Source organism: Thermus aquaticus, assembly GCF_001280255.1.
In the GTDB taxonomy this organism is placed as follows: Bacteria; Deinococcota; Deinococci; order Deinococcales; family Thermaceae; genus Thermus; species Thermus aquaticus.
The window spans coordinates 1-10,155 of sequence record NZ_LHCI01000072.1 but is presented as its reverse complement, the minus strand read 5'-3'; the positions used below and the strand labels follow the sequence as shown (position 1 = coordinate 10,155).

The window sequence follows — 10,155 nt, the reverse complement described above, 5'->3', positions numbered from 1 at the left end:
CCTACCCGGTCCCCGTGCGGGTGGCGGCGGAAGGGGGGCTTGCCGCCTACCTCGCCCCGAACCCCGCCCAGGGCACGGCCCACCTCCGGGTGCGGGCGCCCACGGGGACGGCCCCCGGGGCCTACCGGGTGCGCCTGGAAGGGGGCGGGGCCTGGGCCACGGCGGAGGTCCAGGTGGAGGCCCTTCCCGCCCGGGTGGTCCTCTCCGCCTGTTCCGGGGAGGGGTCTTGCCGGAGCCTCGTCCTGCCCCCGGACGGGGGGCCTTTCCGGCTTGAGGGCCTCTCCCCCGGAACCTACCGCCTCCTCGCCTTCCTGGACCGGGACGGGGACGGGGCCCTGGACCCGGAGGAGCCCCGGGGAGAGGCGGAGGCCAGGCCCCCGGCCACGGGGGTGCGCCTCCTGGTGCGCTGACCCTCCAGAATGCCTGCTCCCACTTTTTCCTGCCACACCCACAGCAGGCCCGCTCTCAGCCCTCACGGAAAGAGGGCTAGGGTGGGAAGGGTAGGGTGAAGAACGGGAAAAGCCGGAGGGGGAAAAGTCTTAGCTACACACGGGGTGGCGGCGGAGAGGGGTTGTAGCTAAGATGGTGGCAAGGATGGCCGAGAGCCTTGGGCTGGAGGTTTGGGACCACCCCGAGGAACGGAAGCGGGTGGTGGGAGAGGCGTTGGCCCGCTGGGACGAGGAGGTCCTGAAGGAAGCCCTCTGGGCCTACCTGGTCCGCCGCCGCAAGAAGCCCGACCGGGCGGCCCCCCATTACGTGGGCTACTTCGTGCGCTGGCTGGCCTTGAAGGGGCGGCGGTGGCCCCACCTGGAGGCCGAGGACCCCAAGGCCTTCCTCCTGGAGGCCAAGGAGAAGGGCTTCCCCGGAGGGGAAAGGGGGCCCCTCTCCTGGGGCACCGTGGAGCGGGCCCGGGCAAGCCTCAGGCACCTCTTCCCCTTCCTGGACTGGGCCGGGCATCCCATGCCGTCCCACGTGCGCCTCCCCTCCCGCCAGGAGCTTCCCGTGGTCGCCCCCTCCCGGGCCATGCCCGAGGAGGCCTACCAGGACCTCCTGGAAAAGGCCGGGGCCTATCCCCTCGCCTACTGGCGTCCCCTCCTCCGGGTCCTCCTCGTCCTCCTGGGGGAGGTGGGCCTCACGGTGAAGGAGGTGGCGGACCTCTGGAAGGAGGACGTGCGGGAGAAGAGCCTACTGGTGCGGGGGACCAAGCTCCGGGAGGTCCCCCTCTCCCCTCTCGCCCGGGAGGTCCTCGCCGACTGGCTCCCCCAGAGGGCCTTCCTCGCCTCCCACCAGCCCCTCCCCTACCCCCACCTCCTCCTCAAGCCCGCCCCGGGGAAGAACCGGGGGAAGCCCCTTGGCCTGGAGGAGGCCAAGTGGATCCTCACCGAGTTCGCGGACTTCGCCGGGGTGAAGGCGGAGGGCAAGAAGCGGGCCGACCTCGCCCTCCCCTTGCGCTGGCGGGCCATCCGCCGCTTCCTCAAAGAAGGCCACCCCAGGGAGAAAGTGGCCTACTGGACCGGGATGAAGAGCCTCGTGGTGCCGGGGTGGGGGGAGGAGTTCTAGGCCGTTTTCAACCCCAGCCCCTTAAGTGGAGGTATTCCCTCCCGGGTTGTTCTCGGACTCCTTGTCCCCGACGCTTGGTGGCCTCAAGAAAGGAACAAAGGTGAACCCCTCCTCCTCCTGGGCCCTCAGACCCAGGAGGCCCCTTTGGGCCTGGACCAGACCCTCAAGGTATTCCCGAACGGGGCGGCTCACCTCTTCCGCCCAGCTGGGGCTCTTCGGTTTCGGGATCCTCACCTCTTTCCAGTAGTCTCCTACGTCCTCCCGGTTCGTCTGCATCAGAGTGACCCGCCGCCAGCTTTCCCTGACCGCCCTCAAAGAGAGAGCCCAGAAGAGGTAGAAAGGCGTGTACCCCTCCCTTTCGCCCTCCTCCGTGCTCCTCAGGACGAGCACCTCCTTGGTTAGCACCCGCTCCTCCTCGCCAGGGAGCAGGACGGCAAACTCCCCAATATTGCTACTCGCCCGGATGGGAGTGAGGAGATCCCAAGCCCGAAGCCCGCTCTCCTCCCCTCTCCAGAGCCTCCTCGCCACCTCCCTCGGGACCAGGTTGGTGGGGTTGACGTTCACCCTTCCAGCCCGGAGGTCGCTCACCTTGATGTAGGGGACCTCGCCCCTACGGTTCAGGCGATCCGGGCTACCGTGGCCGAAGCGGTACTCCAGGAAGCCTCTCTCCACCAGCTCTCCCAGGCTCACCCCCTCGAGGCCCTTTTCCTCCAGAAGGCGGTTTAGGGGCTCTTCGTACCTGGGGTCGTAGTAGCGGGGGACGAGCACCCCTCGCCGATACACCTCCCCAAGCCTCACCTGAACGGCTCCAGGGGGAAGCTCGCCTTTCTTGCTCAAGAGCACGTGCTCCCAGAGCTCGTTGTCGGGGATGTCCTTCCCGTCAGGGCCTATGCCACAGGTGTGGGGGTTGAGGAAGAGGACAGGGGCCTCGAGGTCGGGCTCGCTTGCGAGCTTCTCAAAGACGAAAAAGCTAGTCTTAGCCCTGGCATATTGCTGAAAGGCCTCCATAGGGATATTGGCCACCACCAGGGGGCGAAGGCGGGGGCGGAGCCAGTCCATCACCCAGCGGTAGGAGCGGCTGAAGAAGTAGGTTTCGGGAAGAACGATCCCCACACGCCCTCCAGGCTTTAGGAGCCAGTAGGCGAGCTCCAGGAAGACCAGGCCTATGGGAACCTTCTTCATAGAGCCCCCATCCGCCAGGTGGATAGAAAAGCCGCTTTGGGCGAGGTCTTCTCTGCTTACTACCAGGTCCTTACCGAAGGGAGGGTTGGTGAGCACCAGGTCAAAGCGCCCCTCCTGCAGTTCGGACTGCAGGTGAGGAAAGCTCTTGGGCCACTCGTGCCTCCTGATGGAGTCTCCCCGGAAGATATGGGCCGAGCCGTCCCCACCGATCTGCATGACCGCCTTGGCCAACTTGACGGCCACGTGGTCCTTGTCCACCCCGTAGAGGTGGGTCTGGGCCCAGCGGACCGCTTGAGTGGGGTCTCCCTTCGCTTTCTCCACCAGGTTGAAGAAGGCCTCGATCAAAAAGCCCCCAGTACCGCAAGCTGGATCGATCACCAAGTCGTCCCACTCCACCTCCGTAAGGACCACGCCCGCTTTGATGACCGACTGGGGGGTGAAGAACTGGCCGTCCGCCGAGCGCAGGGCCTCCGTCCGGAGCACCTGGAAGGCCTGGGCCACCGCCTCGCTTCCCGCCTCGATGAGGCGGTACCCCTCCAAAGCCTCCACCACCAGGTGGATAGAACGGTCCGTCAGCCTCAGCGTCCGCTCCTCCTCGCTGGTGAAGAGCTCGGGGTAGACCCGGGTAAAGTTGCGGAACCACTCCCGGATCATCCGCGCGGTGTCCTCGGGAGTGGAGAGGGCCCGCCAGCGCACCTCCGCCTCCTCTCCTTCGGCCTTGGCTCTCCTGTCGCCATCCAGCTTCAAAAGGATGAGGTTGCAAAGCTCGCTCAGGCGGTCATCAGGACGGACCACGTTAGCGTCTTCGGAGGCCAAGCGGTCCATGAGGTCGGAGAAGAGTTTTCTCAAGACGTCCTGGCTAGGAACGGTCAAGTCCTTGTACCGAAGAGGTACGCGGTCAGGCACTATCGGGTCCCCGGGAGAGGGGATGTCCTTGACCAGCTTGCGCCTAGGATGCGCCTCTCCACGGTAGAGGAAAAGGGCGGGAGCGGAAGGGTCAGCGGAGTTGGTCCAGATTCCAAGCTCTACAGAAGGTTCCAGGGACATGTAAGCCTGCAGTTGAGAGATCCCGGCTTCCTCCTTGGGTTGTTTGGTCTCAATAACGATGCGAGGAAGAGAAGGATCCTCCGTAGAGGTGTCAAAGATAGCGATGTCAACGGGGAAACCCTCATAGCTTCTCCCCTTCTCCCGCTTGTGGGCCTCCGAGGGGCTCTTGGGCACCCGCCACTCCCTCTTGCCGAAGCGGATCTGCTCAAGTTTATAGCCTTTGGTAAGGAGATACTGCACTAAGGGGCCCACCACCTGCTCCTGCTCAGGACCCTCCTTGAGTTGGCTCCTCACTTCCTCCACCAGACCTTGGCTCAGCTGACCTTGCGCCTCCACCTTCGCCCCCGCCTCCTAGAGAAAAACCGCACCTAACCAAGCAGTTCCTTGAGCTCCGCTAAGAGCGCTTCTACCCTGGCCCGCTTTTCAGGGAGCAGGGCCTCGAGGTCCAGCCGCAAGAGCCTCTCCCCCACCTCCCGGTGCCAGGGCTTGGGGGCCTTCTCCTTCTGCAAAAGCTCCCGCACCCGGGCCTTCAGGTCCCGCAGGGAGAGGCCCGCCCTCGCCTCCTCCAGGAGGGCCTTCCGCGAGGACTCGTCCTTCACCTTCTTGAGCTCCAGGGCGGCGGTGTAGGGGATGGACCCCTCCTCCAGGGCCGCCTTGAGGTTCTCGGGGAGGTTGAGGAGGGGGAGGCGGGCCTGGACGAAGGACTCCCAACCCATGCGGCCCAGGGCCCGGAAGACCTCCTCCACCCTCCGGGCCTCGAGGCTCCCCAAAACGTTTTGGGGAACTTTCCTCCTCGCCTCGTCCCGCATCCGGTGGAGCAGGGCCACCACCTCCTCCACGGGCCTCCCCAAGTCTTCCGACAGGAGGTCCAGGACCCCCAGGGTCTCCTCGTAGGGGTTCAGGTCCTCCCGCTGAAGGTTCTCCACCAGGGCGAAAAGCTTCGCCTCCTTTTCGGAGAGCTCCACCACCCGCACCGGGACCTCGGAAAGCCCCGCCATCCTCGCGGCCCGGTACCGCCTCTCCCCGGCCACGATGGCGTACTTCCCGTCCCCCAAGGGCCGCACCAGGAGGGGCTCCAGAACCCCGTGCGCCCGGACGGACTCCGCCAGGGCCTTCAGGGAGGCTTCCTCGAAGCGGCGCCGGGGCTGGGGACGGGGGGAGAGGGCCTCGAGGGGGAGGAGGCGCCCGCCCCCTACCTCGGAGAGGTCCAGGGCCCGGGCCAGATCAGGAGGTAGAAAGGGGCTGATGGGGTTGCGCTTCACGCCGCCACCTCCTCCCGCAGAAGCGTCTCCTCCACGAGGTCGCCAAGGGCCTTGAACTCTCGGATCACCTCATCTCCCCCTACCAGCTGAACGGGTACGCCCTTAGCCTGAGCCTCCCGGTACACGGCGGGCCTCCTGGTCAGGGGTGGGGCCACGGGCACAGCTCCGCTCAGGGCCTCCTCGAGGGCCTGCAGGGCCTCCCGGTCCCGGGCGGTGCCCTCCGCATGGGTGGGAACCACCAGGCGCACGAAGCTCCGACCCGCCCAAAGGCGCATCCGCTGAAGGGAAATCCCATAGCCGCGGGCCACCTGGACCACGGTGCGCAAGGCCTGGGCCCCCTTCCGGGAAAGCTCCACGGGAACGACAAGCCCGTCCCCAGCCAAGGCAGCGGCCACCGCCAGAGAGCCCAGGGAGGGAAGCGAGTCCACGAGGATGAGGTCGTAGACCTCCCGAAGCTCGTTTAGCGCTCCCCGGAGGGCAAAGGCGTTGTGGGGCTCGCGGGAGAGGAGAACCTCGGCCCGGGCCAACTCCACCTGGGCGGGGAGAAGGTGGAGGTTGGGCAGAACTTCCTTGGGCTGAGGGGTGGCTCGACCTTCGAACACGGCGAGGGCGGTTTCCTCTTCTGGAACCTCCTCATGTCCCAACCAGGCGGAGAGGTTAGCCTGGGGGTCCATGTCCACCAGGAGCACCCGCTTCCCCCTCGAGGCCATCTCATAGCCGAGGTCCCGGGTGAGGGAGGTCTTCCCCGCCCCCCCGGCGTGGGTGAAGAGGGTGAGGACCCTGCCCTGGGCCGGGCCTTCCTCCGGCACCTCCTCCCGGACCATCCACCACTCCCCCACCCGTTCCGCCTGGATCTTCCCCTCGCGGAGCATCTTGTGGGCGGTGCTGTAGGGGAGACCCCGCTCCCGGGCCCACAAGGCCAGCGGCTTTAGCTTTACCCGTGCCATGTTGCCCCCATCATAACACGTGTTGCCAAATACCCTCTCCTCAAGGAGCCTCCCACGGGCTGAACACCCGCACGGGCACGCCCTCAAAAGGCCTCAGGTTGCGGGTGACCAGCACCAGGCCGTGCCGCAGGGCCGTGGCCGCCAGCAGGGCATCTAGGGGGGAGAGGCTCCTTCCCTCCACCATGGCCCGCCCGGTGAGCTCTCCCCAGACCTCCATCACCTCTGCATCTAGGGGAAGGATCCGCCCCGCGAAGCGGCGTCTGATCCCGTCCAGCCAGGCCTCCAGCCGGGGACGCCGCTCCGAGGGAGCCCGCACCACCCCTTGCACCAGCTCCCCCAAGGTGAGGGCAGAAAGGTAAGCCTCCCCCAGGGGCACCGCCTCCAGCCAGGCCAAGACCGCAGGGTGGGGTTCCCGCTTGGCCACCTCGGAGACCACGTTGGTGTCCAAGAGGTAGCTCAAAGTTCCACCTTCCGGTAGGCGATCCCCTCCCTCTCCGGAGGGAAGAGGGCCTCCACCTCCTCATTGGGGAGGGGTTCTTGGGGGCGAAGGGCCTCCAGGAGGCGGGTCTCCCTGCCCGCCAGGCGGGCGTAGGCCTCCCAGGAGAGGACCACCACCGCCCGCTTGCCCCGGCGGGTCACCACCTGGGGGCCGGAGCGCAGGGCCTCCTCCACCAGCTCGGAGAAGCGGGCCTTGGCCTCTTGCAGCTGCCAGGTCTTGTCCACAGCCCAAGCTTAGCACAACTGGTCAGACTAGGCTTTAGCCAGCCCCCGGGCAAAGGACCCTTCCGCTCAAGAGCAGCACCTCCTCCCCCAGGAGCCTCCCCCGCTCCACCCGTCCCAGGACCAGGGCGAGCCCCCCTGGGGCTGGGACCAGGTGGGGGCGCACGGGAAGAAAGCGCACGGGGAAGGGAGGAGCTTCCTCAGGGTCCTTGGGCACCACCCAGACCCTTCCCACACCCTCGTGAGCCCCCAGCCATTCCCCCAAGAGGCTGAAGCGCAGAGGTTCGTCGGGAAGGAAGCCCACCGGGGCCGGGGCCAGGAGGGACCAGTGGGCCACCACCACTTCGGTGACGAACCCTTCCCGGTCGGTGCGAAACCAGAGGACCACCTGGTGGAAGCCCGTCCCTGGGCCCTTACCTCCCAGAAACCTGGCCCGCAAGGTGAAAAGTCCCCGCGCCTCCAGGCGAAGGCTACGCCCACAGCCCGAAGGGGAGAGATGGGCCACCCCGTGGAGGAAAGCCTTGTGCCCTAGTCGTCCCACAGGGGAACAAGCTCGGCCTTCCTCACCACCATCCGCCTGCTCTTGGGCCTCAGCTCCCCCTCCAGGTACACCCCGCTGCCCAGGGAAGGAAGCCCCTCCAGGAGGGCCAGGGCGGCGTGCAGGGTGAGGCGGAAGGGTTCCTTGAGGACCCCTTGGGGGTTGGGACGGATCTCCACCACCAGCCGCCCCTCCTCCCGGTCCACCCCCACCAGGCGGCCCCGCGCCTGGAAGCGGGATGGCTCCACCCCCGGCCTCCGGGAAAACCCCAAGGCGGGGGAGTGCCAGGGGGACCAAAGGCCCTGGGCGTTCGTACGAGGGGAGAAGCGGGCTAAGACGGTGCGCCCCAAGTGGCGCTGGAAGGCCCAGAAGGGGATCCGCTCCCACACTTCCCGGGGAAAGCGCAGGGGCACCTCCCCCAAGGCGGGATCCCGCAGGACGTAGACCCATCGGGGACGCCCCCCCTCCTGAGAGCCTTCCCCCTTGCCCTTGGGGGGCAGGATCTTGCGCTCCAGGGTGCCCCAAAGCTCCAGCCGGGCGAAATACCAGTCCTGTGGCCTAGACTCCTCGCCTTCCGAGAAGCCTTCCCCAAGGGGTTTCTCCCCCGACGAAGCGGGGAGGAGTTCGGCTTCCAGCATCTCCCTCACCCTACCACACGGGCCTCAAGGAGAAGTTCCCTGGGCACCCGGTAGGCCACCCCGTCCACCTCCAGGAAGGCCTCCTTACCCCCTCCTGTCCAGCCCCCGAAGTAGCCCCGCCTGCCATCGGGCAGGAGGAGCAGGTCGCCGTCTTGGAAAGGCGGGGCCTCGAGGGAAGAGGTCAGGGAAGGGGCTTGGGCCCCCTCGGGGGCTAGCTCCTGAAGCAACCGCTCCAGGTAGGCCGCCGGGTAGCGCACCACCCCCCGCCTCGCCCCTTCCAGGGTGCGGGCCACGACCTCCAGAAAGGCCGTCCCCAGGGGCAGGGCCCCCCGCTCCAGGCGGTGGAGGTAGGCCCCGAAGAGGGCCGGGGTGGCGAAGCCGGGGCGGAAGACCCGCCAGAACTCCCGCCAAAGCCCCGCCCCCTCCAGGGCGGCCCGCAGGGACTTCGTGCCCGGCTTCACAAGCGGCGGGGAAGCTTGGGTCAAGACAGAAGTTCCGCTCCCTCCCGGAGGAAAAGCAAGGGAGGCTTCCACCTCGTGGCCTTCCCCTAAGGGTTCCGCTAGGGGTTCCTCCCAAAGCTCCTCCTCCCCCTCTGCCGAAGGCGGGGTGGGTGGGTGGGATAGAGGATGAGGAGGTTTTTTCTTTTCTTCTTCTCTTATTTCTTCTAGGACCGAGCCAAGCTCGTCTGGCACGGCCTTTTCCCCGCTTTCCCCCTGCACGGCGTGCAAGGAGCTTTGCACAGCGTGCGCCTTGGGGAGCACGGCGCGCAAGGGGGCAAAGTAGCCGTAGCCGCCCCGCTCCACCAGGCCAAGCTCCCAGAGTTCCAGGAGGGCCTTCTCCACGGTGCGGGGGTCGAAGCCCAGGAGGAGGGCGAGGTCCTGGGCCGTGGCCTCCTTCCCCTCCAGGCGGGCCCGGGAGAGGAGGGTGAGGTAGACCAGGCGGGGGATGGGCTTGAGGCGCTTCCCTCCCACCTCGCCGGAGAGGGCCTGCTTGAGGATGGGGTTCGGGATCAGGGTGAAAGCCGAAGGGTGGTCCAGGTAGGTCCAAGCCTTGGAGTGAGCTTTTTTGCGTCCCACGGTGCTTTTTGGGCCTTTTACCCCGGCCCTGGGGCCCGTGGGGTTGCCCAAAGAGGTTGACTCTCCCTCTGCGGCTTGGTATCCTAGCCTTGGGAAGGGGCGGATACCAAGCTTGAGAGCAAGCTGTCGGGGGCAACCCCGATCCGCTTCTTTTTGGAGGCCGCTAAGTTAGCCTGTTCCTCTCACCTCCCTTGTCTTGCCATATTAGCATAGCCCTGTGCCAAGCAAAGACCACACTCCAAGGCTAGCACACCGAATGATCCTTTAGCAACAGGGGGTTATCCCTGCACCCACCAAGCCCGCACCAGGCCGAGGATCTCCGGTTCCCGGCCCTCGGTCCAGAGGGTGGGAAGCCCTTGGAGGAGGGGGTAGAGGGCGAAGTTTTTCCTTTCCAGGTCCTCGTGGGTGAAGAGGGCGGGGTGGCCCTCGAGGCGGCCCACGTAGACCCCTTCCCGGGCCACCAGGGGCCTCAGCTCCGCCAGAAGGCGCAGGGGTTTGGTGAGGGGGAAGGGGAGGGTGAGGGAGAAGAGCCAGGGCCCGGGAAGCTCCAGGAAGGCGAGCTTGTCCACCAGGGCTCCCTTGGGCAGGTCCTCGGGGGCCAGGTAGGCCTGGCGGGCGCTTTCCCCGGAGAGGGCGGCTTGCAGGGAGGGGTAGAGGGGAAGCGCCACGGGACGGCGCTCCTCGAGGCCCTCCGGGAGCCCTTCGTCCAGGAGGACGGAGAGGGGAAGGCCCAGGACCCGGGCCAGGTTGGTGAGGTAGAGGGCGGAGAGGGAACGGGGGTCGGTGGCCCCGCGCTCGATCTTGGCCATGAGGCTGAAGGAGAAGCCCGCCATGCGGGCGAGCTCCTCCTGGGTCAGGCCCAGCTCCTTGCGGCGCTCGATGATGGCGCGGATGCGAGGAGGCAGGGCCTCTTGGGGCTGTTTGCGGCGTGGCATGGCCTCATCCTAAAGTAACGGACTTGATTAGGCAATCTAGGGTCTGTTCGCCCCCTCCGGTCGGGTTGCGATTTTTGGTTTGCCTTCCCCCCCCCAAGAGCGGGACCATGTTCACGTGACGCCTGAACCCCCTGTCTTCTTTAATGCGCCTTCTCTGGAACTGCCTCTACAACCGCCTTGGTCGTGTCAAGATTTATGTGTAAGCGTCTGTGTACGGGGGGCATACCTCTCCAGAAGCATCTTCTCCAGC

General features: G+C 66.8%; 11 protein-coding genes and 1 pseudogene. 3 read left to right on the top strand and 9 right to left on the bottom strand.

The window, feature by feature from the left end:
- A pseudogene (locus BVI061214_RS00480) lies at positions 1-410 on the top strand (DUF2141 domain-containing protein); the annotation flags it as partial.
- Positions 411-594: 184 nt separating this feature from the next.
- The gene (locus BVI061214_RS00475; protein WP_053766899.1) at positions 595-1,560 is read left to right on the top strand and encodes a site-specific integrase; all 966 of its coding nucleotides are present in this window, start codon (positions 595-597) and stop codon (positions 1,558-1,560) included.
- A gap of 21 nt (positions 1,561-1,581) precedes the next feature.
- On the opposite strand, the gene BVI061214_RS00470 is transcribed toward BVI061214_RS00475, so the two are convergent.
- On the bottom strand, positions 1,582-3,615 hold the full coding sequence (locus BVI061214_RS00470; protein WP_162207988.1) for an HsdM family class I SAM-dependent methyltransferase: 2,034 nt from the start codon (positions 3,613-3,615) through the stop codon (positions 1,582-1,584).
- An 81-nt stretch (positions 3,616-3,696) separates the two neighbouring features.
- On the opposite strand from BVI061214_RS00470, the gene BVI061214_RS13085 reads away from it, so the two are divergent.
- Positions 3,697-4,032 (top strand): hypothetical protein, encoded by a 336-nt coding sequence (locus BVI061214_RS13085; protein ID WP_162207987.1) that lies wholly within the window; start codon positions 3,697-3,699, stop codon positions 4,030-4,032.
- Positions 4,033-4,157: 125 nt separating this feature from the next.
- Here the strand turns inward: BVI061214_RS13085 and BVI061214_RS00465 are convergent, their stop codons facing one another.
- The 8 genes from BVI061214_RS00465 to BVI061214_RS00430 form a co-directional block, all read right to left on the bottom strand.
- Entirely contained in the window at positions 4,158-5,012 is an 855-nt protein-coding gene (locus BVI061214_RS00465; RefSeq protein ID WP_053766903.1) for a ParB/RepB/Spo0J family partition protein, read from the bottom strand.
- Between the two features lie 35 nt (positions 5,013-5,047).
- Positions 5,048-5,998 carry a ParA family protein gene (locus tag BVI061214_RS00460; RefSeq protein ID WP_053766897.1) on the bottom strand — a complete coding sequence of 317 codons (951 nt, stop codon included), beginning with the start codon at positions 5,996-5,998 and terminating at the stop codon, positions 5,048-5,050.
- A 40-nt stretch (positions 5,999-6,038) separates the two neighbouring features.
- Positions 6,039-6,458, bottom strand: coding sequence for a type II toxin-antitoxin system VapC family toxin (locus BVI061214_RS00455; RefSeq protein WP_082333084.1), 420 nt, complete (start codon positions 6,456-6,458; stop codon positions 6,039-6,041).
- A complete protein-coding gene (locus tag BVI061214_RS00450; RefSeq protein ID WP_038032046.1) occupies positions 6,455-6,721 on the bottom strand; it encodes a type II toxin-antitoxin system prevent-host-death family antitoxin in 267 nt (88 codons plus the stop codon). The genes BVI061214_RS00455 and BVI061214_RS00450 overlap by 4 nt, the downstream gene beginning before the upstream one ends.
- Positions 6,722-6,755: 34 nt before the next feature.
- The gene (locus BVI061214_RS00445; RefSeq protein WP_211256765.1) at positions 6,756-7,106 is read right to left on the bottom strand and encodes a hypothetical protein; all 351 of its coding nucleotides are present in this window, start codon (positions 7,104-7,106) and stop codon (positions 6,756-6,758) included.
- 140 nt (positions 7,107-7,246) lie between these two features.
- Positions 7,247-7,894 (bottom strand): hypothetical protein, encoded by a 648-nt coding sequence (locus tag BVI061214_RS12730; RefSeq protein WP_053766896.1) that lies wholly within the window; start codon positions 7,892-7,894, stop codon positions 7,247-7,249.
- 5 nt (positions 7,895-7,899) lie between these two features.
- Positions 7,900-8,970, bottom strand: a complete 1,071-nt coding sequence (locus tag BVI061214_RS13340) for a helix-turn-helix domain-containing protein (RefSeq protein WP_053766901.1) — start codon at positions 8,968-8,970, stop codon at positions 7,900-7,902.
- Positions 8,971-9,248: 278 nt separating this feature from the next.
- Complete coding sequence (locus tag BVI061214_RS00430; protein WP_053766895.1) at positions 9,249-9,905, bottom strand: helix-turn-helix domain-containing protein; 657 nt, start codon at positions 9,903-9,905, stop codon at positions 9,249-9,251.
- Between the last annotated feature and the right edge of the window lie 250 nt (positions 9,906-10,155).